The 20,997-nt window shown below is 60.1% G+C and carries 21 protein-coding genes and 2 pseudogenes; 8 read left to right on the forward strand and 15 right to left on the reverse strand.

The features are described 5' to 3' along the window. Positions 1-213: 213 nt before the first annotated feature. The 3 genes from C7G61_RS37150 to C7G61_RS37160 form a co-directional block, all read right to left on the reverse strand. On the reverse strand, positions 214-1,656 hold the full coding sequence (locus tag C7G61_RS37150; protein WP_108522641.1) for a DUF1254 domain-containing protein: 1,443 nt from the start codon (positions 1,654-1,656) through the stop codon (positions 214-216). Positions 1,657-1,829: 173 nt separating this feature from the next. After that, the gene (locus C7G61_RS37155; protein ID WP_108522642.1) at positions 1,830-2,153 is read right to left on the reverse strand and encodes a hypothetical protein; all 324 of its coding nucleotides are present in this window, start codon (positions 2,151-2,153) and stop codon (positions 1,830-1,832) included. Further along, positions 2,150-2,950, reverse strand: coding sequence for a DUF2092 domain-containing protein (locus C7G61_RS37160; RefSeq protein WP_108522643.1), 801 nt, complete (start codon positions 2,948-2,950; stop codon positions 2,150-2,152). The genes C7G61_RS37155 and C7G61_RS37160 overlap by 4 nt, the downstream gene beginning before the upstream one ends. A gap of 202 nt (positions 2,951-3,152) precedes the next feature. On the opposite strand from C7G61_RS37160, the gene C7G61_RS37165 reads away from it, so the two are divergent. From C7G61_RS37165 to C7G61_RS37185, 5 genes are all read left to right on the forward strand, one after another. Next, positions 3,153-4,262: an HlyD family secretion protein gene (locus tag C7G61_RS37165; RefSeq protein ID WP_108522644.1), complete on the forward strand. Its 1,110-nt coding sequence runs from the start codon at positions 3,153-3,155 to the stop codon at positions 4,260-4,262. A 212-nt stretch (positions 4,263-4,474) separates the two neighbouring features. After that, a complete protein-coding gene (locus tag C7G61_RS37170; RefSeq protein ID WP_108522645.1) occupies positions 4,475-5,122 on the forward strand; it encodes a response regulator transcription factor in 648 nt (215 codons plus the stop codon). Positions 5,123-5,306: 184 nt separating this feature from the next. Then, complete coding sequence (locus C7G61_RS47295; protein ID WP_108522646.1) at positions 5,307-5,603, forward strand: DUF3551 domain-containing protein; 297 nt, start codon at positions 5,307-5,309, stop codon at positions 5,601-5,603. Positions 5,604-5,792: 189 nt separating this feature from the next. Continuing rightward, on the forward strand, positions 5,793-6,245 hold the full coding sequence (locus C7G61_RS47635) for a helix-turn-helix transcriptional regulator (RefSeq protein ID WP_190242146.1): 453 nt from the start codon (positions 5,793-5,795) through the stop codon (positions 6,243-6,245). A 230-nt stretch (positions 6,246-6,475) separates the two neighbouring features. Beyond that, positions 6,476-7,483, forward strand: a complete 1,008-nt coding sequence (locus C7G61_RS37185; protein ID WP_244608645.1) for a SphA family protein — start codon at positions 6,476-6,478, stop codon at positions 7,481-7,483. Between the two features lie 51 nt (positions 7,484-7,534). On the opposite strand, the gene C7G61_RS37190 is transcribed toward C7G61_RS37185, so the two are convergent. Together C7G61_RS37190 and C7G61_RS37195 are read right to left on the reverse strand one after the other, a co-directional pair. Beyond that, positions 7,535-8,803, reverse strand: coding sequence for a TAXI family TRAP transporter solute-binding subunit (locus tag C7G61_RS37190; protein ID WP_190242147.1), 1,269 nt, complete (start codon positions 8,801-8,803; stop codon positions 7,535-7,537). A 55-nt stretch (positions 8,804-8,858) separates the two neighbouring features. After that, positions 8,859-9,350, reverse strand: a complete 492-nt coding sequence (locus C7G61_RS37195; protein ID WP_108522649.1) for a DUF992 domain-containing protein — start codon at positions 9,348-9,350, stop codon at positions 8,859-8,861. A gap of 280 nt (positions 9,351-9,630) precedes the next feature. Here C7G61_RS37195 and C7G61_RS37200 point away from each other — a divergent pair, with 280 nt between their 5' ends. Next, entirely contained in the window at positions 9,631-10,065 is a 435-nt protein-coding gene (locus tag C7G61_RS37200) for a DUF2721 domain-containing protein (RefSeq protein ID WP_108522650.1), read from the forward strand. A 5-nt stretch (positions 10,066-10,070) separates the two neighbouring features. Here C7G61_RS37200 and C7G61_RS37205 read toward each other — a convergent pair whose 3' ends face one another. Beyond that, positions 10,071-10,379, reverse strand: coding sequence for a hypothetical protein (locus C7G61_RS37205; protein WP_145963757.1), 309 nt, complete (start codon positions 10,377-10,379; stop codon positions 10,071-10,073). 421 nt (positions 10,380-10,800) lie between these two features. On the opposite strand from C7G61_RS37205, the pseudogene C7G61_RS37210 reads away from it, so the two are divergent. Continuing rightward, positions 10,801-11,111 (forward strand): annotated as a pseudogene (locus C7G61_RS37210) (IS5/IS1182 family transposase); the annotation flags it as partial. Between the two features lie 228 nt (positions 11,112-11,339). On the opposite strand, the pseudogene C7G61_RS37215 reads toward C7G61_RS37210, so the two are convergent. After that, positions 11,340-11,561 (reverse strand): annotated as a pseudogene (locus C7G61_RS37215) (TrbI/VirB10 family protein); the annotation flags it as partial. A gap of 602 nt (positions 11,562-12,163) precedes the next feature. On the opposite strand from C7G61_RS37215, the gene C7G61_RS37220 reads away from it, so the two are divergent. Continuing rightward, on the forward strand, positions 12,164-13,120 hold the full coding sequence (locus tag C7G61_RS37220) for a LysR family transcriptional regulator (protein ID WP_108522652.1): 957 nt from the start codon (positions 12,164-12,166) through the stop codon (positions 13,118-13,120). Here the strand turns inward: C7G61_RS37220 and C7G61_RS37225 are convergent. Genes C7G61_RS37225 through trbE form a run of 8 tightly spaced genes read right to left on the reverse strand, consistent with a single transcriptional unit; the run spans position 13,096 to position 20,991 of the window. Further along, positions 13,096-13,335, reverse strand: a complete 240-nt coding sequence (locus C7G61_RS37225) for a DUF2274 domain-containing protein (RefSeq protein WP_025589931.1) — start codon at positions 13,333-13,335, stop codon at positions 13,096-13,098. The genes C7G61_RS37220 and C7G61_RS37225 overlap by 25 nt on opposite strands. A gap of 4 nt (positions 13,336-13,339) precedes the next feature. Further along, positions 13,340-14,533, reverse strand: coding sequence for a TraB/TrbI/VirB10 family type IV secretion system protein (locus C7G61_RS37230; protein WP_108522653.1), 1,194 nt, complete (start codon positions 14,531-14,533; stop codon positions 13,340-13,342). Then, a complete protein-coding gene (gene trbG, locus C7G61_RS37235; protein WP_244608647.1) occupies positions 14,530-15,465 on the reverse strand; it encodes a P-type conjugative transfer protein TrbG in 936 nt (311 codons plus the stop codon). Before trbG ends, C7G61_RS37230 begins: the two co-directional genes overlap by 4 nt. A gap of 44 nt (positions 15,466-15,509) precedes the next feature. Beyond that, complete coding sequence (gene trbF, locus C7G61_RS37240) at positions 15,510-16,193, reverse strand: conjugal transfer protein TrbF (protein ID WP_108522655.1); 684 nt, start codon at positions 16,191-16,193, stop codon at positions 15,510-15,512. Further along, positions 16,193-17,440 (reverse strand): P-type conjugative transfer protein TrbL, encoded by a 1,248-nt coding sequence (gene trbL, locus C7G61_RS37245; RefSeq protein WP_108522656.1) that lies wholly within the window; start codon positions 17,438-17,440, stop codon positions 16,193-16,195. The genes trbF and trbL overlap by 1 nt, the downstream gene beginning before the upstream one ends. 4 nt (positions 17,441-17,444) lie before the next feature. After that, positions 17,445-17,819, reverse strand: coding sequence for a putative entry exclusion protein TrbK-alt (gene trbK-alt / locus C7G61_RS37250; protein ID WP_338026164.1), 375 nt, complete (start codon positions 17,817-17,819; stop codon positions 17,445-17,447). After that, a complete protein-coding gene (gene trbJ / locus C7G61_RS37255; protein ID WP_108522657.1) occupies positions 17,816-18,553 on the reverse strand; it encodes a P-type conjugative transfer protein TrbJ in 738 nt (245 codons plus the stop codon). Before trbJ ends, trbK-alt begins: the two co-directional genes overlap by 4 nt. Continuing rightward, complete coding sequence (gene trbE / locus C7G61_RS37260; protein ID WP_108522658.1) at positions 18,550-20,991, reverse strand: conjugal transfer protein TrbE; 2,442 nt, start codon at positions 20,989-20,991, stop codon at positions 18,550-18,552. Before trbE ends, trbJ begins: the two co-directional genes overlap by 4 nt. Positions 20,992-20,997 lie beyond the last annotated feature (6 nt).

Raw genomic sequence — 20,997 nt, forward strand, 5'->3', positions numbered from 1 at the left:
GATTGTGCGAGTTTGAGGAACGTCAGATAGTTGGCTGCGAGCTTGTCCCACCGGGCAGCGTACTCACGCTCTGTGGTATCGCTCACGATACCCCTTGCCGATTGCTGCTTCAAAACCTGTGAATCACGCCCGAACTCGCGTCGGCCAAAAAGAGGTCGGCATGAGTTCGAGCGCTAAGTTACTTTCCAGGCAGCATGATCGGTCCAAGTACCATCAAACCCGCTTGATACCGGGCGGCTGCCATGTCCCTTCGCCCGCGGGCAGAATCGACGGCGGTGTGGGCTTCGGCCAATACAGACGCATCACGAGATAGATCTTGTCATCTGGCGCCGGAAGCCAATTGGCTTCCTTGTCGGCGCCGGGGCTGTCTTTTTGAATGTACAGGGTCAGCGAGCCGTCTGCGTCCTTTTTCATCGCCGGCAACATCGGAGAGTTGATGAGGTAGCGATTGATCGGGTTCTTGACCAGGAGCTGGCTCTTGCCGTCGTACATCGTCACGGACCAAAACGCATTCACTGGCGGCAATTGGCCGGGCGGGAATGTGATTGTATACTTGTGCTTGCTGCCGTCGAGCGGCTCACCGGTCGCGTCCGTTCGGGTATAGGGGTACATGGCTTCTACGGCATCGTTGCCCAAGAGACCGCCCTTGGCAGATCCGGCCCGCATCACCCAATCACCGTTGTAGAAGGCCTCGTCGCCAAAGAACGAGCCGACGTTCCAGCCGTTGATGTTTTTGTTTCCGCCGGCCAGCCATTTGTCGACCTTGGCGTCGCCCTGCTTCATGCCCACCAGGATTTCGGCTTTATGTTCGAGCGATAGATCCTTGAACACGAAGGTCTTGCCGGGACCGATACCAATCTTGGCAAGTTTCGCGCGGATCGCCTTGTCCCTTGACGTCTCAGGGACGAATTGCAGGGCTGCGTCGAGATATTGAAAGAAGTTATCCTTAATCCCGGCCGTGGTGGCGGGCAGGAAATCGATCTTCGGCGCGGCAGGCGGGGCCGGACGCTTAAGAAAGCCGGAAAGCGGCTGCGCCTTGTAGCCGGCCTGAATTTTCTCGACGTTCGGCATGTCGCCGGGATTGAAAAGTTGAGTACGGATTAGAGCAAGCGAGAACGGCGTCGTAGATCGAAAGACCTTCTTGATTCCGGGAGGCGTTTCACCTTTCCAGTCAGGAGCGACCACCAGATAGTCGCCCGACTCGGCCCCCGTGGCGCGGGTACCGATGTAGCCATAATTATAGGTATTGCCGTCGATGAGCTGGACCGCGTAGTAGCGGGCCCTATCTATCATCGGCACCGAGACAACCATCGGTTCAGCGCGCAAATCCAGCCACAGTATTGAGTACGGGGTGTCGCTGTTCGGCGTGATGACTGCCGTATCCGCGGGGGTGGCGACATGGTGGTCATTGTGAATCACGTTGAACGGCGCCTTGAACTGGCTGCCCTTTGTGTCCACAGCGAACTCATTCATGACAGCGTAGTTCATCACCAGCGGTAAGCCGTAGATGAAGCCTTCTTCGGCAATGTCCTTGGCCTCAAGCAGATTGGGCCATTCGGCCTTGTACTGCGCCATCACCGGGGTGTACTTCGCCGTCGTGACGGCGAGCGCGGCGATGGCCGCGGTGGAGCGAAGTAACTCTCGCTTCGTAAACATCAGAAAATTCCTTCCGGTTCGTGCCTGTCATCAAGTGAGTTTCGTAGCCTGTGCGATGGTTGGCTATACGAAATCCGCCTATTCAGTCCGTCTGGATCTAGACAGAGGTCCTGCAGCCAGATCTCATGATCTCGCAGCGCGCGGCAGATCTCATTCACCGCGCATTGCCGGTCCTAATAACAGCGCGTGTAAATGCGCCCGTAGGGATCGACCGCCTGAACGCAACGCGCCGGAGCAACCGGCGCAGGCGCCACCACGACCGGCGCCGCATAGGCAGCTCCCGCCGCCACTGCGCCCACGGCAACGGCGCGTCGTGTCGTGCGGCGGGCCACGCCGGCATAGCTCATTGGCGTAAGCGGTCGCCCGATCCTCGCCTCAGCCGACGAAACCAGAGCTGCGTTCGGATCCAACGGTGATTGCCCGTTCCACAACAGCGCCGCGACGCCAGCGATCGTGACAGTCGAGAGACGAATGAGAGTTTTCGATATGCAGATCATTTCTTGGCTCCTGCATTGGTGATGCCGTGCGGCACTTCGTCGATGTCGCCGAGTTCAGCCAGCGACAGCTTCTTGGCGGACTGTTCCGGCTTGAATGCAAACGCATCCGCCGGCAGATCGGTCTTCCATTCCTTGATGCGCAGGATGTACTGCGGCGCTTCGCCTACGCCCTTGCTGGTGATCACATACTTGCGCGGGATTGGCCTGGCGCCGGACTCGATCCAGATCTGCCAATCAGTTTCAATGTTGCGGAATGCGAGATGATCGCACTCGACGCCGTCGATGACGCCTTTGCCGATCACGGTGCCTTCGACAACGTCCGCTATAATCACGTCGAAGACGTTCGGCAGGAGCAGGTCCGCCCCGGGGGCCACGATGCCGTTCTTCTCGCGCAGCACGTCGATCAGTTGATCGGCAGTCCCCTCGGCTTCGATCTGTGCGTAGTTCTTGCTATCCTTGTCATTCACGGTGACCAGCTTGCCATCGAACACGACTTCGACATCTCGATAGCCGCCGGTGCGCGTGGCGCGGAGCTTGTCCGGACGGCTCAGTTGCACCTGCCCGGAGCTGGTGAACTGAATCTTCTGCAAGGTGGAGGTGATGACTTCGATGTCGGAGTCGTAGGTGACCGATATGGTCTTCTGGCTCGCCACATAGTCCGACATTGCCTTGAGAAGTTTTCCCGCGCCATCCTCCTGAGCGCGTGCCTGTGGTATGCTCGAAACAAACATGGCCAACGCCAGCCCGGCCACGCCGAGGCTAAACGCCCCGGCTTTGCATATCGACGCCTGGCTCATAACGCTCTCCTTGTTGATCACGATGATTGCGGCGAATGGTCTCGCTCGCCGGCCACCATGGAGAAGTCACGCTGCATCGACTATGCAAAAACCGAACGGCGACTGTTTGGTACGAAGATTTTTCACACGGATTTTGCATAGCGCGCATTGATAGATTGCCGGCTAATGGCGATCTCGTACCCGAACGATGGGGAGCTCCGCCGTGGTCATTATCCTGAGCCTTTATATCGCTGCGATGTGGGCGGTATTCTCCAAGTTCAAACTTGTGCGCTGGGGCTGGTTGTCGGGTACCATTTCGCTCCTCATCGGCGGGTTTATCCTCGCAACATTTCTTGCGTTTTTTAACTATCTGACGCCCTCGGGGCGCGTGACGGTGACCGGCCGCGTGGTGGAAGTGACGCCGAACGTGACGGGGCAGATCGTCGCAATCCCGGTCAAGCCGAACGTGCCAGTGAAGCAGAATGACGTGCTGTTCCAGATTGACCCGGCGCCTTTTCAGTACAAGGTCACGCAGTTGCAGGCGTCGCTCGCCGCCGCAAAGCAGAACGCCGAAATATTGAAATCGAATTACGATCAGGCGACGGCGAATGTCGCGGGGCTCACCGCGCAGGCCGCCTACAACAAGAAGCGTCTCGCGGACATCGAGACGCTTGCCGCCGACGAAGCCAACACGCAATTCCAGGCGCAGGACAAGCAGGTCCAGTACGAGACGGTGTCGGCGCAACTCGTCGCGGCCAAGGCTGCGCAGCAAAGCGCCAGACTCGCGCTGGATTCCGAGATCGGAGGCGTCAATACCACGGTCGCGCAGCTCCAGGCGCAACTCGATAACGCGGCTTGGGAATTGTCGCAGACGGACGTTCGTGCGCCCGCCGACGGCTATGTTACCGGGGTCGCATTGACGGTCGGCGACCGGGCGTTGCAGGCGCGTTCGGCGATGTCGTTAATTGTCGAGAAGGAGATCACGCTGGTCGGCATGTTCTCGCAAAACGGCTTTCAGACCATCAAGGAAGGTGCGGCCGTCGATATCGTTTTCGACAATGTGCCGGGCCGCATTTATCGCGCAAAGATCATCGGAATTCCGAAAGGCATAGGTCAGGGGCAGATCGCCGCGTCGGGGACGCTGGCGCGCACGAGCGCGCTTGGTGGCGCGTCGGCTTTCCCGGCGGTGATTTCCATTCCGGACGAAATGAGCCGCGACTCGCTCCGGCTGGGCATGTCCGGAAGCGCCACCGCGTTCGCCGCAAATGCAGGGGTTATTGGCCTGCTTGCGTCCATTCTGGTCTGGGTCAGCTCGTATACGGCTTACCTCTGACCAACCCGGCAAATACAAATAAAGGTGCTTAGGTAGGGGCACCTTGGCACAAATTGCCATATTGCGGGACCGCACAGCGACGGAGCCTTAGCGTTGACCGCTTCGGCGCGCCCCGGTAAATCTTCCGACACCCAAACGTTGAATGGCTTCAGCCTGCCCGCGCCTGATGTTGTCCAATAGGCTCCTACGCGGAGTGGAAGATTAGTGCTGGAATGACGGCAGCGCCTGTAGTTCACATCGTTGACGACGACGCATCGTTTCGCGGTGCGATCTCGCGCGTGCTGGAACTATCGGGCTATGCGGTGGCGGACTATGATTCCGCAAGTTGCTTTCTGCGTTCGATTGAGAACGCCAAGCCAGGTTGCATCCTGCTCGACGTGAACATGCCATCGGTTAATGGGTTACAGCTCCAGGAAGAACTCGCGAAGCTGTCGATGCGTTGGCCGATCGTTTTCATGTCGGGCCGGGGTGACGTTCCCACCAGCGTGCGGGCGATCAAGGCCGGCGCCGAAGATTTCCTGCTGAAACCTGTAGCCAGAGAGACCTTGCTGGATACGATAGGTCGCGCGCTGGCCAGCTTTGCCGCGACGAAGCAGCAACAGGACCAGATCAATTCGCTCAGATCCCTGATTGTGACCCTGACGCCCCGGGAAAGCGAGGTCTTTGCGCTGATGGTTCGCGGCAAAATGAACAAGCAGATTGCCTTTGAGCTCGGCACCTCCGAGCGAACCATCAAGGCGCATCGACGTATGGTGATGGAAAAGCTGCAGGTTCAGACGTTTGCGGAGGCCGTCTCCGTCGCCGAGAGGATCGGACTGTTGGCGCCGTCGGCCGCCACGAATGCCGAAAATCCCCGATAGGGAATTTTCGAGCAAGCCCGCCAAACCATCATCGCGAGACGAATCATCGTCCATGTCGGTCTCAAAAGCGGCGGCTGCCCGATTTTGCATAGGCAGTGCGCCATCGCCCTCCTAGGGTTCTCGCTCAAGATGAAACCTCAATTGAGGCTGACGGCATGACGCTTGCCAGCCAAGGAATAAGATTTTGAAGCCGAACTGGATAACAACGCTACTTGTTCTCGCCGCTATCCAATGCCCGGCAAGCGCATATGCGCAGGTTTCGACCCGATTCCCGTTCTGCCTGCAAGGTGATGATTATCCGGGCTGGAGCAACTGTAGCTTCATCAGCTATCAGCAATGCCAAGCCTCGGCGTCCGGCACGTTCGACGAATGTCTGGCAAACCCGTGGTACCAACCTGGCGACAACGCCACGCCGGCGCCCGATCAAAACGCGGGCGGCCCAGGTATATCTCCCCTGCCCATCGGCCCCCCACCCAACTGACGCACCAACTTCAGTGGTGTTGGAATGCTTGCTCCGGAATCGGCCAAGACGAGGCCAGCGGCGTGCCATTCTGAAACGGCCGCGCTGCCGCGACGTTGCCCTCAAGGACAATATGCGGGGATATCGAGCTGTGGTGTTTTGGCGCCGGGCAGAACTTTCTGCCGTGTTCTAGCGAAATGCGGGGCCACGATGAGAATTTATCCCTCTGCCAATACAGGGACGCAAACTCCCGGCGCCGTGCCCGTCAGCTCCAGCCGGGATCTCGTCGAGCGGGCTGAGGTTCTGGTGCTCGCCGAAGTTGACCAGCCCCTCCCGATCTCGGCTCTTTGCGCCGCTCTTTCGGTGAGCGAGTGCAGGCTTCGCAAGGCATTTCGCAGGGTCCGTGGCCTTCCGCCCTGCCGGCATCTTCGAATGCTGCGATTGTCACAGGCCAGACGCGCGCTGATGGACACAGACAGCGGCCTCTCGACTGTGACAGAAATTGCTACCGGCTTTGGGTTCCTGGAATTGGGACGCTTCTCGGTTGAGTACCGAAGAGCGTTTGGCGAAAGCCCCTCTCAAACTCTGCAACGCGCATCGAGTGCAAGTGCGGACTTGGTCCGGACCGCTGCGCAACAAGACCGCGTCGAATTTTATGCGTGAAAATTCGCACGGCGCATCTCGCGCCCAAGGCGCGACAACCTGAGCGTGACATTAGAGCCACAGCCAGGAATCGACGTGGATAAACAACCGATTTTGCATAGTCATTGCCAGCACTCGGATGCTCAATTGCGACCCTGGGCACGGTGATATTGAGGATGACATTGCAGATGGCGAGCTATCTCCCCAAACAAGCGTCGACCCATCGGCTCGCGCACTCCACCGGCCTGGCCATGTTGTTATTCGGCTCGCTGTCTGGCGCGGCCTACGCGGACGAAAGCGGTGTGTCGTACTGGCTGCCCGGGCGGTTCGGCAGTCTGGCTGCCACTCCCCAGGTGCCGGGCTGGTCTTGGGCCGAAGTCTACTATCATACCTCGGTCGGAGCATCCGGAGGCGTGGCGGCCGCAAAGCAGATCCAGATCGGAAGGATCCCCGCGAACGTCAACGTCAGCCTGAATGCAAGTCTTAATGCCCAGGCCGACCTCGTGCTGCTTAACCCGACATACACGTTCGCTACACCCGTGCTGGGTGGACAACTGGCCATAGGTGTTATCGGCCTGTTCGGTCGAGCCAGCACCGGCATCGACGGCACGCTCACGACAGCGGTTGGTCCCCTCGTGACGACCCGGACGGGAAGCATCTCAGATTCGCTTACGTCGGTTGGAGACCTGTATCCGCAAGCCACACTGAAGTGGAATGCCGGCGTGCATAATTTCATGACCTACGTGACCGGAGACATCCCGGTTGGCGCCTACGATCCCAATCGTCTCTCCAATCTCGGTATCGGTCACGGCGCAATCGACGGCGGTGGCGGCTACACCTTTTTCAATCCAGCGGCAGGACAAGAGTTTTCGGCCGTCGCGGGCTTTACCTACAACTTCAAGAACCAGGACACGCAATATCAGAACGGCATTGATTTCCACCTTGACTGGGGCGTCTCCCAATTCCTCTCGAAGCAGGTTTTCGTCGGGTTTGTCGGGTACGCCTATCAGCAGATCACCGACGACTTCGGTCAACACCCCATCCTTGGCGGATTCCGGTCCCGCGTTGCCGGAATTGGACCGCAAATCGGGATTCTTTTTCCGGTTGGAGACATGCAGGGATATCTCAACCTGAAAGGATATGGCGAATTCGCTGCCGAGAACCGGCCGTCGGGATGGAATACCTGGGTGACGTTCTCGATCTCGCCGATGGCGCCGACCAGCACCGTGACGCCGACGCGGCGGATGGTGAACAAGTGAGCCAACCCGGGCAGCTCCGCGGGACTGCGGAGTTGTCGTGTCCCTGTGCACTTAATTCAATTTGCGCAGCATGGTCCGGCGATGGCTCATCAAGTATTGAAGCCTGTGGGCTGTCAGACTTAGCGCGGCCATAGCGGGGCTGTCGGCCCCCTCGCCATTCGCGTTCCTGGCGAGTTCAGACTTCAGGATATCGTCGATACGCTTTTCTATTTCTTCCAGTTCGGCTTCGCTCTTGGCACCCTTGATCTCGTTGCCGCACTCATAGAGCGGTTCGAGCATGCTTTGCGGGGTATTCCCAGAACCTGCGAAGCGCCAAGCTGCAACAATGATCGAGATCAACGATCCCAGCAGCAATGACCCATAGTACAGCTTGTCGTCATACTTATCGAGAAAGCTCTGCTGGTTTCCGTTGTAGTACGTAGCAGCTCCCGGATGGATAGGGATCAGCGCGTCGGCGTCGGTGCTCGGTGCGGCAGCTTGCGCCAGTATCGGATATTGGGACAGCAAGTCTCTTCGGACGTCGACCAGCGATTGCGTTAGGTCGGTGATGGTGCCGTTATTCACCGACTTGTTGGCAACAAGAAAATATGAAACGCGAAGCGAGGTAAGATCATCGGATGGAACAGGTGGCGCGCCCCGCAAGGTTCCCTTTGGAATGTCGTAACTCTCGTAATACTGCGCGACGTTCGCCACCGCTCCGGCCGATTCGATTGCGATCAGTTTCGGAGCCGAACCTCTTGGGTGCTCCTGCTGAAAGAACTGTCTGACCTTGGCCAGGTACTTCTCGGTAAGAGGAACGACAGCAAGAAGGGCGTGAACCCGTCCGGATGAAATCGCGGTCGCGCCGTCGGCAATTGAGACATCCTGGAAAATGACCTTGGCGCGATCAAGCTGGTAAACTTGCTTCAGCGCGTCTACTGTGGGCCTGTTGATCGCACCTCCGATAACGCCGATCGTTGTATTGCGAAGATCGCCGAGACTATCGCCGCTCACCGTCGAAGGTGCCATGAGCAGAACCACGCCATGGGTCAGAAGGAGCACGCTCCTCGCATCTGCCAGCCCACCGGTATCGCCGCGAACGACGGCGAGGTCTGCCTTGTGCGCAGCCAGCAGTTCCGATGCCTTCGCTGATGTATTGGCATCCACTATCTTCAATCGGACGTGGGCGTTCGACGTCGTCAGGCGCGCCGCGACTGCGGAAATCAACGACAAGGCCTCTCCGTCAATCGAGCCGACCGCCACTGTCAAAACGACTGGCTTGGCGAAGTAGCGATACGACAACCACGCGCCGCTTATGATAGCCGCGGCAGCAGCCCCCACTATCGTTAACCTCAGCCATCGCGGCCACAGGCTGGTCGCTGGGCTGGCCATCGGTTCAGGGCGCCAAAGCCAGCGTGAGGCCCGACACGCCCAGCGACACGTTCAAACCCGCCTGCCCCTCGACCGATAATGGTTGCAGGGCAATCGTCCGGTTTGAGCCGCCAAACAAGACGTTGGCTCCGACCCCTACCCCGACCGCGATGTCGCCGCTGGCGCCCACATACTCGCCCGCCAGCGCCCCGATCGGCGCCCCCTGAGTTGGAGCAAACACGCCCCACGCCATTACCCCGCCCGCGGTGATCCCGAGTTCGAGGCCAACGGTATTCATCACACCGTTATAGTTCTGAGGGGGATACGGCCCGTTGGGTGCATACCTGCAAGTCATCCGCTGGCTCTCGGCGACGATCAGACCGATGCTCGGAGCAAGGTTACAGGTCAGCATGCCGGCCTGGACGCCCGGAGGCGGCTGCTGAGCCGACGCGAACGCGGGAGCCAGAAGTATCGTCGCGGCGAGGCTCATTACCCGAACGAAACAGTAGCTGGGCATGATCGTTCACTCCCTGCGAGGCTCACACCGCTCGCTGTTATAGATGAGCCCACTCGGGCTGATGTGCGGAGTAGCTATACGAACCGGCGGAGTCATCTGCCTATGCAAAATCGGACCGTAATCGACGCGCAACGCTGATTATCTGTCCCAATGAATTGGCGGCTTAATGCCGATGACGCCGATTTCGCATAGTCGATCCATCGGATGGTGCGTTACGTGACGGCGAACAAATCGGGCGGCCTAAGCGACGCGGCCTGATCGTGAACCGGAAGCCCGCTCAATGTTGACAGATACGCCATCAGTAACTCAGCTATCTCACGTCATCTCGCAGTCAGCGGCCCCCGCCTTCCTGCTGGGCGCACTGGGCGCCTTCATCGCTATCCTGATCTCCCGCCTGAACCGGATCGTTGACCGGACGGTGATCCTGAACGGGATCCTCGATGACGATACGGTCCGATGCCGGCTGAAGGCCGATCTGCCGCGTCTGATGCAGCGCGCGGCGATGATGAACCGGGCGATCTTCTGGGCAGTGATCGCAAGCATCTCGGTGACGCTTCTCGTGATCGTTGCTTTTGTAACGGCGTTCTTTCAGATACAGCACGAACGCGGAGTCGCCATCTTCTTCATGATTTCGCTCGGCGCGTTCACCATCTCGCTGGTAGATTTTGCCCGTGAAGTCCGGATCGCGCTGAGCGAATATGATCACTACGGCTGAGCTTGCTACCGCAGCCACTGCCCCATTTGGAGGCAGGTCTGCAAACTGACGTAACTTGGCGTGCCGCCAATGCTCTCTTGCGAGACACAGCTTGCCCGGCTTGGCGCAGGAAATTTCGACCACCGGCCGGCCAGCTGCCGCCTGGCCTTCTGTTCGTCGTTGATACAGCTCCTTAGCGACTGATCAACGGAGAGGCTGGCGGTAGCAGCGACATCGAGCTTGCAACTCCGCGCGATATCGAACTTCGGCACACCGCCAGCCACCGGCATGACCAACTGCGAACTCAGAACAATCATTGAAATTGAGATGGGCATCTCCTGGCCCCTCATTCGTATTTTGGCTCAACGGTCACAACGAAACCGCTTTCGCAAATCATGTCTATTTAGGCACGGCGCCGTATATGCAAAATCCGCCTACAGGAAAACGACTCCTGGGATACTCAAGACATAGCCGCATGCACGGGTAACATCCTGTTCGGCATTGATGTCAAGGTCGCCAGAGCGGGCTGTTCAAATTCTACCTCGTGTTCGCGATTGCCTACTGCAAAACCTGGTCCGGATTGCAGCTCCGGACGTATCGGTTGCCCAAGTTCATGCGAAGCGGGCGAGCATGGGCGCGCGGCGCGAGGTTGGCATGGGCGATGACGGAGCGTTATCGGTCGGCGAAACGGGCCGAGAAGCGGCGCGGGGGACGCGGTGCGAACAGCACAGGGCACAGGGCTACACAATTACATCGCATGACAATCGGCTCGCCGGCAAATTCCTCTCGCCTGAAGTCAGGATCAATGCTGCTGGCAGGCCGGGCTTATGATGCCGATTGGATCAGACGGCTTGTCGCTGAAAAAGGCGCTTGGGCTAACATCTCGCAACGAACCGATCTGTATCTCTATCGAGCGCGCAAACTGATCGAAACATTCTTCAATGAGATCAAGCAGCGTCGTCGAGTCGCCACTTGTTACGGCAAGTTGGCGACCAACTATCGGGGCCTTCATCCATCTCGCATCAAAACGGCTGTGGCTGCGCGTTGATGGTACACGCCCTAGCTAGTTCAATTAACAGGAACTGGCGAGATCTCACATCACACCTCAACGGCCGCTTTGCGCCACGAGCGGTCGTTCCATGATCGTTCATTTCGCGAATTGGACTTTCGGGAATTGGTCGGCGCATATCTGTGGATTGCCTATGCGAGATCATTCCCGTTCCGAAACACCGCTCGCACTGACGCTGTAGCGCGTTCAGTTCAGCCTGTTCACGCTAGCTGTCTCTAGATTTTCTTTGATCTCCCGGTGCACACATCGTGCACACGGCGCCCACTAAGAAGCCCCAGCGATGATCGACCTCGTCTTGAAGCCCGGCCCTCCCGGTATCGGCACCCGGCTGCTCAAGGATGATCGATCGCCCGTTCCGCATGATTAGGCGTGTCCAGACCAAGAGGGCGCGCGACTAGCTGTCGTAGATTCCGATCAGCCGCGCTCCCTGAGGGATTAGCCGCGAGCGATCACGCGCGATGGGCGGTGACCGAAGCGGCACCGCGTCGGCACGGCCAAGCGCCACGGAGCGGCCCGACAACGAGCGAGCATACGATCGCAGATGACGGGAGAGGCAATGCAACCCTCCAGTCCTTGCGCTAGACAGTTTTACTTGCGGCATAACATCGGACCTGAATACTAGACTAAAGGCAAGGCTTAGTTCGGGTAAGGCGATTTTTCTCGCTCAATTCAGGTGCAGGCATTCCCGAGAACGCCCTCGTTGGTATAAGCGCCGGCTGCCGCAGCAGAGCACAGGCTGCGCCCTGCTCTGATCACGTGATGCTTGCCCGTCTGTAAATCGCTTTCGCCGGATGCTCGCAATGGGCGCGATGTTCACGACAAGGTGCAGTCGCCACGCATAACGTAACGCGAAGTCGCTTATCCGACGATCTGAGAGAAGCGTGCGCTCCTCGGGCGACACGCGGTCCGGATGGCGCCTCCGTCATCGCCTGCCGGACGCCGGCGGCAGGGCACGGATCGGCCCAATAAAAAACACAACCTGCCGACGAAATCACCCGATTCCAAATATCATATGGATGCTCCTGCATTTTCAGAGCACCATGGTCGCGAATGGCCGACGAACAAGACCACAGATATTTATCTCTCCGCAATCAATCTGCAACGATCCCCCTTCAACACCTCCGATATGCGGTTGTTTCCGCGGAGTATGGAAGCTTCCGGCGGGCTGCAGAAGCGTTGTTGACGCAGCAGTCAACTCTGAGCCGCTGCATTCGAGAACTCGAGGAATCAATAGGCGTGATTGTGTTCGAGCGATCGAGCGGCGGCGTCTGCGCCACGTCGGCTGGCCGGGATTTTCTCCGAACGGCGCGGTCGATTCTCGAACAAATGGATGCGCTGGTTACGTCAGCCAAGTCTAACGGACGCGGCGAGGCTGGGCGGCTGTCTGTGGGATTCTATACGTCGCTGTCGGCCGGCAATTTACGGGCGACGTTGGTAGATTTCAGGCAGCGGTGCCCACAGGTCGCACTTGGCATGGTCGAAAGGTCGCGGATGCGCCTCGTCACCGCCTTACGCAATGGTGCAATCGACGTTGTCATCGCGACCGACGGGGGACACGTCTTTGACAGCAACGCCTTGCCGCTGTGGAGCGAGCGCGTCCTGGTGGCCTTGCCTGAGAGACACCAACTGGCTGGGAAGAAGGCGATCTACTGGACCGACCTGCGGAATGAGACGGTCCTTCTCAGCCACTATGACCCGGGACGAGAACTTGAGGATCTCTTGTTGGCGAAGCTGATCTCGACAGCAGACCGTCCCAAGATCGAACGCCATGACGTTAGCAGAGGTATCATCAAGACCCTCATATCCATAGGATTCGGTGTCAGTTTGGTGGCCGAGTCCGACATCGGCGTCACTTTTGCGGGCCTGACTTATCGAGAGGTACGAGACGGCACGGGGCCGAGTCAGGTCAATTATTCAGCACATTGGCGCAAGGACAATGACAATCCGGCGCTGGCAAACTTCCTCAAATTGTTGAGCGAGCGCTATCCCTTGCCTTGCGCAGGCTGACCCTTGCGGCGGGTCTTTGCAAAGGCTCGGTCGGTTGCCATGAATCGCGCCAGCATTGGTGCGACCAGCTTTGCCGGATCCGAGATCGACTGCCCGGTTTCGCGGGCAAGCATGTCGGTGTAGGCCGCGAGGTCGCGATGGACATCGGCCGGCAGTTCTACGGTGAGCTTTACCGGCTTGTCGTCGGCGATGGCGCCGAGTTTCAGCTTTGCCATTTTTTCAGCCTCTGTATGGTTCGAGCACGAGGTCGCGATTGACGATTACCCGCACCGGAAAACCCGGCCGGATTGTCAGGGTCGGCTGGATGTTGAGATTGCGCCGAACGATCTGCTGACCGGTTTGGTTCAGGGAATCCCCTGCCCCACGGCGAAGGGCCTGCAGAATGGCGCTGTTTCCGTTGCCAGCATCCGAGCCGGACCCAAGTTCGGCTCCGACACCAAGCAAAGTCGACAGCAACGCCGCCTTGAACAGCTCGCCCCAGTGATGATCGACCTCGTCGTGAAGCCCAGCATAGCCTGCGGTATCGGCACCCGGCTGGCGCTCAAGGACGATCGATCGGCCGTTCGGCATGATCAGGCGTGTCCAGACCAGGAGCACGCGTGACTGTCCATGTGAAACGTGGCTATCGTAGATCCCTATCAGCCGCGCACCCTGGGGCACCAACAAAGTTTGACCGGACAGCGTATCAAATAGCGGTTCGGTCACATGCGCCATGATCTGCCCGGGCAGATCGGAGCGGATCCCCGTAATAAGGGCCGCCGAAATCACAGACCCTGCCTGGACGACATAACGCGAGGCTGGCTTCGCCACACGGTCAGGGCTCGTAATCCGCCGATCAACGGCAGCGCTAACAAAAGCGAGCTTGCGGTCCTGTCCATTCTGGGCAAACGCCTCATCGGACGGTGATGCGGCATTTGAGGTCGTCTCGGGAGTCACTGCCGCCGGTGCCCGAACATTCGTCGACGCAAATACTTTGCTGGTGCGCGCGGCCTCGCTTTCCTGGCTCATCCGCTGTTGCTCGGGATCGACCGCAAGCGGGCCAGACTGGGCCTGGGCCGCTACAATGGGACGACCGAGATCGCCGGGCAATGGCGATCCGAGGCGAGGCACGTCGCGCGGAATACCCGCATAGTCGCGCGGCAGCCCGGCAAGGCCGTCGGCCACATTGTGGTGATCGGTGCTGTACAGCTCTTCGGAAGCTGGAGCACGCGTGCGATTTTGCTGCAGGGCCCACAGCACGACTCCGGAAACCAGAACGAGCGCGAGTGCCGTGCCCCCGGCCAATACCTTACGCGACAGGCGAGTCACGGGCGGACGTTCTGGACGCAGGCGCAGTGAGCTGGCTATCTCCGCAGCACTCTTCGACGAGGTAGAATCAGGACCACCGGCGCCGGTCGTTTGCTTATCAGTCACGACGGTCTCCCGTCGCTTCTGATGATTCGGACCTTTTGCTGAGAGTCGCCACCAAGTCGCAGCTCAGCCGCGGCAAACAGCCGATCGACGATCAGCACGTTACGATAGGTTCGGTAGTTGACAATCTCGGAATTGCCGTCCGGACCGATGACAAACAGTGGAGGCATTTCTCCCTGAACGATGCCGGGTGAGAACTCGATATAGACCTTGCGGCCATCGTCATAGACGCCGACCGGCCGCCAAGGCGGATTGTCGCCCTCGAGGGTGTAGCGATAGCGCCGCTGAGACGAGTCAGGAAGAACTGGCGTCGGGGAAACAGCTCGGGCACGGCCGGGCCTGTCCTCGGGATAGAACCAGGCGACTGATGGCATGTAGGGTTTTTCACGCGAGCGCAGCTCGATGAGATAGGTGCGCCGGTCGGTGTTGACCACGAGGTTGGTCTCAATCGAAGGCCGCGTCGGCTTGACCATGATGTGGACACGTCTGGTATCGCCGCTTCCGCTTTCGGTGTCGCCAACGACCCAGCGCACGGTGTCGCCAGCCGATACGGGCCCCGAACCCGTGAGCTGCTCGCCGGGCTCGAGTGCGATATCGGTGATCTGTCCGGGGCTCGCGTAGATCTGATAGAGGGCGCCGGGACTAAAAGGGAAGACCTGCACAGCATTGAAGTAGCCGGCGCTACGCGGCTCGACGCGCGCAGCGTCATTGGCGGTCTCGATCCGCGCAATAGGTTCCTTTGCCTCAACGTTTCCCTTCTTGCCTCCCTTCGCCGGCGTCCAGGACGGCGGAACGTGAAGGGATCGCGGACGATCGTCCGCCAGCGACGGCGGACTGGGAAGTGGCGGGATATCGTCGTCGTAGCTGATCTGCGGCGGTTTGGAGGTGGCACAGCCGCCGAGTGCAAACATGCAAGCAAATAGAAACGGGCGCATGACCTTGCGCACACTCGGGCTAGCGAGTCCAGGAATCTGCATATTCACTGCCCAAGCTCCTTCGACCAGTTGATGGCGTTGACATAGACCCCGAGCGGGTTCTTGCGCAGACGATCGGCATCGCGCGGAGTTTCGATCACGATGGTGAGGATGGCGGTCCAGCGCTCGGTGGCGGTAAGCTGCCCATTGTCGTAGCGGCGCTCGATCCAGGCGACCCGAAAGCTTTCCGGCGAGGCACGGATGACGCTGGATATTTCCACTGAGATCTGCAGCTTGCCGAGTTTGGCAAAGGGATCGTTGACGCGGGCGTGGTCATTGAGGGCGGCGGCGCCGCGATCGGTCGTAAAGTCGTAGGCGCGCAGCCAGTCCTGACGCAGCACGATGGCATCAGCCGACAGCCCGCGCACATTCTCGATGAAGCGTGCCAAATGAAAGGCAATCTGCGGATCGGTTGGCTGATAGAAGGGATTGGCTGGGCCGACCGCCTCTGCCTGGCCGAGACGATCGACCTCAATGACCCAGGGCGTAATGCTTCCCTGTGTGGATTGCCAGACGAGACCTGATGCAAGTCCTGCCGACAGGATCAGAGAACCGAAGGCTATAAGTCGCCAGTTTTTGGCCTGCACCCGCGCCGAGCCGATGCGCTCGTCCCACACTTGCGCCGCTTTCTGGTAGGGCGTTACGGGCGCGGGCGTGCGGCCATAATGAACGGATGGTCGTTTGAACATCAGTTCCCTCCTTCGGAGAGATCGACGGAGGCGCCTCCTCCACCATGGTCGGCAGTGCGAACGACGTTAGTAGCGGCCGACGCGCCCTGACTCATGGTCTGCATCCGCTTCATGCGTCTGGCCGAGCTGGACTGACTGTCCGGAGGTGAGGAACTTGCCGGCGGCTGAGCTGCGCCGGCTTCACCGGCTGCAGTGCCACCAGTTGAAGCCGAGCCGCTTGCAGCCGCGGCGCGACGAAGCGGGCTCGTCATCGCGGACGCGGCGGCATCCGCGACGCCGGACAAACCACCAGCCCTGAACGCCCCGCTCGCGCTACCCGCTAGCGCCGCAGTCCCGCGCGCCGCGCCGGCGAGTGCACCGACGCTTCCGGCAGCGAGGCCCGCTCCGGCCACCACGACCCCGCCGGCAGCTAACCCCGTGCCCGCGGCGGCTCCGGCGCCAAGTTGCGGACCGCCGGACACGATGCCATTGGCGATGCCGGGCCCAAAGATTCCCAGGCCCAGCAGCGCTAACGCGGCGAGCACCAGGGCCATGGCATCTTCAATGCCGATCTGTGCGCCGGCCGAGCTAACGGTAAACTGTGAAAACAGCGTCGAGCCGATGCCGACGATCACGGCGAGCACCATGACTTTGACGCCTGACGAGATGACGTTGCCGAGCACGCGTTCGGCGGCGAAGGCTGTCTTGCCGAACAGCCCAAACGGAATCAGGATGAAGCCCGCGAGGGTCGTCAGCTTGAATTCAATCAGGCTTACAAAGAGCTGGATCGCCAGAATGAAGAAGGCGAGCAGCACGATCACCCATGCGAGCAGCAGCACCGCGATCTGGATGAAATTCTCGAAGAAGCTGACGTAGCCCATCAGTCCCGAGATCGAATCCAGGATCGGCCGTCCCGCGTCGACACCGACCTGCGCGATCCGCCCCGGACGCAGGAAATCAGTCGCGGACAATCCAGTTCCTGAGGCTCTCAACCCGAGACCGGCAAAGCTCTCGAAAACGATGCGGGCGAGATTGTTCCAGTTGCCGATCAGGTAAGCGAACACGCCGACAAAGAGCGTCTTCTTCACAAGGCGCGCGATGATGTCCTCGTCGGTACCCCAGGCCCAGAACAGAGCGGCCAGCGTGACATCGATCGCGGCGAGCGTGGTTGCGAGGAAGGCGACTTCGTTGCCAAGCAACCCAAAGCCAGAGTCGATATAGCGGGTAAACGTTTCCAGAAATCGGTCGATGACGCCGGTGCCACCCATGGAATCACTCGCGTTCGGGTGTTGCAACGGGCGGCCAGCCCTGGGGGAGACGATCGGGATGCTTGGGCTGCGCCAACGAGGGTGCCGGGCTGCCTGGTTGAGCATCGGCGGAAGTAGCGCCCGGTGTTTTCTTAAGGAAGCGACGGCGATTCTCCGCCCAAATCAGACGGCACTCCTGGAGTTCTGCAACCTGCTCGGAGGTGACCTTCCGGCAGCGTTCGAGTTCGCCGCCAAGCGGATTGGTTGCCCGGGATGCCGACAATCTAGCCGGTGGACCGTCGCCGTCGCCGCGGAGCTGGATTGTGCACGCTGCGACAAGGATAACGGCAGCCGCCGTCATCACAAGCATCACCCGCTTAAGTCCACCACGTCCGCTCATTGGTGAAACATCCGAACTGTCGAAGGCTGATAGCCTCGACCGGGTGCAAGAAAGCGACGAAGCTGCTCCCTGCCCTGATCCTGGGCGGCGGTACGCTGGGCAGTTTCAAGATTTTGCGCCCGTCCCTGCGCGGCAACTGCGGCCGTAAGGTCGGCGAGCTGCTGCGCCTGCAGGCCAAGAAGCTGATTGCCGGCCTGGCTGGCCTGCAGCGCGCCGGTCGCGCCCTGGCTTGAGCTGACGAGGGCCGACATCTCTTTGCGGTGGGTGTCGAGATTGCCGACCACGATCGCCTGAACGCGTAGAGCGTCCTGCAAGCCCGCCACAGAATTCTGCCAGCGTGTTTGCGCATTCGCGATCAGCGCTTGATCTGATTCGTTTGTCGAGGCGGGCGCATAGGTCGTCGAGAACGCTTGATCGATCTGCTTGATGTCGTAGGCAATGCGCTGGGCCTGGGCGAGAAGCTGTTGGGTTCGCTGGATCGACTGCTCGAGCTGCTGCAGAGAGGAATACGGCAGGCTGGCGAGATTCTTGGCCTGATTGATCAACATCTGCGCCTGATTCTGCAGCGACGTAATCTGGTTATTGATCTGCTGCAGCTCACGTGCAGCCGTGAGCACGTTCTGCGCATAGTTATTAGGATCGAACACGATCAACTGGCCGGATGTTGGCGAAGCGGTACATACAATCGCAATTGCGAGCGCACCCACCGCTGAGAGGTGACGGCGGCGCTTCATGACAAGCCTTCCTGCTTGATGAGACCGGGTATGAGATCGGCGGCCCAACCCAGGCCACGTGCGGCGAGCCAGCCGGTGACAAACCCCTCACGGCCATGTTCGGCCAGCACGCGCTCGATCATGGCCTGATCGGACTTTGATGAAGCGGCCGTAAAGGCGAGCGCGAACTCTTCAAGACCGAGTTCGAACAGACGATTCCCGCGCCGGGACTGGCAGTAATAGTCCCGCTTTGGCGTGGCGCACGCGAGGATCTCGATCTGTCGGTCGTTGAGACCGAAGCGCTGATAGATAGCCGAGATCTGGGGCTCGATAGCGCGCTCGTTCGGAAGGAACAGCCGCGTCGGGCAGCTCTCGATGATGGCGGGCGCAATCGGAGAGCCATCGATATCCGAGAGCGACTGGGTGGCGAAGATGACGGAGGCATTCTTCTTGCGCAGCGTCTTCAGCCATTCGCGGACCTGGCCGGCAAACCCTTCATCCTCGAGCGCGAGCCAACCTTCGTCGATAATGAGTAGCGTCGGCCTCCCGTCGAGCTGACCCTCAATCCGGTGATAGAGATAGGATAGGACCGCCGGTGCGGCGCCGGTGCCGATCAGCCCCTCGGTTTCGAACACCTGGACCGGAGCAGAGCCCAACCGCTCGGCTTCAGCATCGAGCAACCGACCAAAGGGGCCGCCGAGGCAATAGGGTTGAAGCGCCCGCTTCAGGCTCTGGGACTGGAGTAGCACGGACAGACCGGTCAGCGTCCGTTCGCCAATAGGTGCCGACGCCAACGAAGACAGCGCCGACCAAAGATGCTCCTTGGCTTCAGGCGTCATGTCGATCTTTTCGCGGGCGAGAATGGCTGCGATCCATTCCGCCGCCCAGCCGCGCTCGGCCGCATCGTCAATCATGGCTAGCGGCTTCAGGGCAACCGGTTCGGAGGCGCTATCGGACAGCGCACCGCCAAGATCGTGCCAATCGCCCTTCATGGCGAGCGCCGCGGCCCGGATCGACCCGCCGAAATCGAAGGCAAAGATCTGGGAGCTTGGATAGCGACGGAACTGCAGCGCCATCAGCGCAAGCAGCACGGACTTGCCCGCACCGGTCGGACCGACCACCAGCGTGTGCCCGACGTCCCCGACATGGAGGGAAAAACGAAACGGCGTGGATCCCTCCGTGCGTGCAAAGAACAGCGGCGGCGCGCCGAGATGAGTGTCCCTCGCCGGCCCTGCCCAAACCGCGGACAACGGGATCATATGGGCGATGTTCAGGGTCGAAACCGGGGGCTGGCGGACGTTGGCATAGACGTGGCCGGGCAACGAGCCCAGCCAGGCATCGACGGCATTGATGGTCTCCACCATGCAAGTGAAGTCGCGTCCCTGAATGACCTTCTCGACCAAGCGCAACCGTTCGTCCGCGATGCGCGGATTCTCGTCCCAGACCGTGATCGTGGCGGTGACAAAGGCCTCTCCGATCAGATCGGAGCCGAGCTCCTGCAACGCAGCGTCGGCGTCGATAGCCTTGTTGCTAGCGTCGGTATCGATGAGAGACGAAGTCTCATTGGTCATCACCTCCTTCAGGATTGCGGCAACGGATTTCCGTTTGGCGAACCATTGCCGCCGGATCCTGGTCAGGAGCTTCGTTGCGTCTGCCTTGTCGAGCATGATTGCCCGGGTCGACCAACGATAAGGGAAGGCAAGCCGATTGAGATCGTCCAGGATCCCCGGCGTGGTTGCCGTCGGGAACCCAACAATCGTGAGCACCCGCAGGTGTTGGTCGCCCAGCATCGGCTCGAGCCCGCCCGTCAGCGGCTGGTCGGCCAGCAACGTGTCGAGATACATCGGGATCTCGGGGACACGGACGCGGTGTAGCCTGGTCGAGACGCAAGCATGCAGGTAGGTCAGGGTCTCACCGTCATCGAGCCATTGGCACTCCGGCATGAACCCTTCGACCAGTTGCAGCACGCGGTCGGTCCGGTCGACAAAGCCGCGCAACGCTTCGTGAGCGTCGGCAGCTTCTCCGCGCTCCCGGCCCTCATAGAGGAGGCGTTCGGCGCGCGCCGCATCCTCGGCCGGCGGCAGATACAGGAAGGTGAGGAAATAGGCGGACTCGTAGTGAGCCCCTTCTTCCTCGAATTGGGCTCGGCGTTCAGCATCCACCAGGGCCGATGCCACATCCGGGCAACTGCTCGGCGGATAGGCATTCGATGGATATCTCTGCGCCTCCACAAACACCGCCCAGCCTGAACCGAGGCGACGCAGTGCATTATTGAGGCGGCCGGCAACCGCAACAAGTTCTGCTGGAACAGAGGAATCAAGATCGGGCCCGCGAAAGCGCGCGGTCCTCTGAAACGATCCGTCCTTGTTGAGGACGATGCCTTCGTCGACCAGTGCGGCCCATGGCAGGAAATCCGCAAGACGTGTAGTGGAGCGGCGGTATTCGGCAAGGTTCATCATTGGTTG

The sequence above is a fragment of the Bradyrhizobium algeriense genome, assembly GCF_003062295.1.
Classification (GTDB): domain Bacteria; phylum Pseudomonadota; class Alphaproteobacteria; order Rhizobiales; family Xanthobacteraceae; genus Bradyrhizobium; species Bradyrhizobium algeriense.

Coding starts and splice junctions, on each gene's coding strand:
- C7G61_RS37150 (WP_108522641.1), bottom strand. CDS start 1,656: ATGTTTACGAAGCGAGAGTTACTTCGCTCCACCGCGGCCATCGCCGCG.
- C7G61_RS37155 (WP_108522642.1), bottom strand. CDS start 2,153: ATGATCTGCATATCGAAAACTCTCATTCGTCTCTCGACTGTCACGATC.
- C7G61_RS37160 (WP_108522643.1), bottom strand. CDS start 2,950: ATGAGCCAGGCGTCGATATGCAAAGCCGGGGCGTTTAGCCTCGGCGTG.
- C7G61_RS37170 (WP_108522645.1), top strand. CDS start 4,475: ATGACGGCAGCGCCTGTAGTTCACATCGTTGACGACGACGCATCGTTT.
- C7G61_RS47635 (WP_190242146.1), top strand. CDS start 5,793: ATGAGAATTTATCCCTCTGCCAATACAGGGACGCAAACTCCCGGCGCC.
- C7G61_RS37185 (WP_244608645.1), top strand. CDS start 6,476: ATGTTGTTATTCGGCTCGCTGTCTGGCGCGGCCTACGCGGACGAAAGC.
- C7G61_RS37195 (WP_108522649.1), bottom strand. CDS start 9,350: ATGCCCAGCTACTGTTTCGTTCGGGTAATGAGCCTCGCCGCGACGATA.
- C7G61_RS37200 (WP_108522650.1), top strand. CDS start 9,631: ATGTTGACAGATACGCCATCAGTAACTCAGCTATCTCACGTCATCTCG.
- C7G61_RS37205 (WP_145963757.1), bottom strand. CDS start 10,379: ATGCCCATCTCAATTTCAATGATTGTTCTGAGTTCGCAGTTGGTCATG.
- C7G61_RS37220 (WP_108522652.1), top strand. CDS start 12,164: ATGGCCGACGAACAAGACCACAGATATTTATCTCTCCGCAATCAATCT.
- C7G61_RS37225 (WP_025589931.1), bottom strand. CDS start 13,335: ATGGCAAAGCTGAAACTCGGCGCCATCGCCGACGACAAGCCGGTAAAG.
- trbG (WP_244608647.1), bottom strand. CDS start 15,465: ATGCGCCCGTTTCTATTTGCTTGCATGTTTGCACTCGGCGGCTGTGCC.
- trbF (WP_108522655.1), bottom strand. CDS start 16,193: ATGTTCAAACGACCATCCGTTCATTATGGCCGCACGCCCGCGCCCGTA.
- trbL (WP_108522656.1), bottom strand. CDS start 17,440: ATGGGTGGCACCGGCGTCATCGACCGATTTCTGGAAACGTTTACCCGC.
- trbK-alt (WP_338026164.1), bottom strand. CDS start 17,819: ATGAGCGGACGTGGTGGACTTAAGCGGGTGATGCTTGTGATGACGGCG.
- trbJ (WP_108522657.1), bottom strand. CDS start 18,553: ATGAAGCGCCGCCGTCACCTCTCAGCGGTGGGTGCGCTCGCAATTGCG.
- trbE (WP_108522658.1), bottom strand. CDS start 20,991: ATGATGAACCTTGCCGAATACCGCCGCTCCACTACACGTCTTGCGGAT.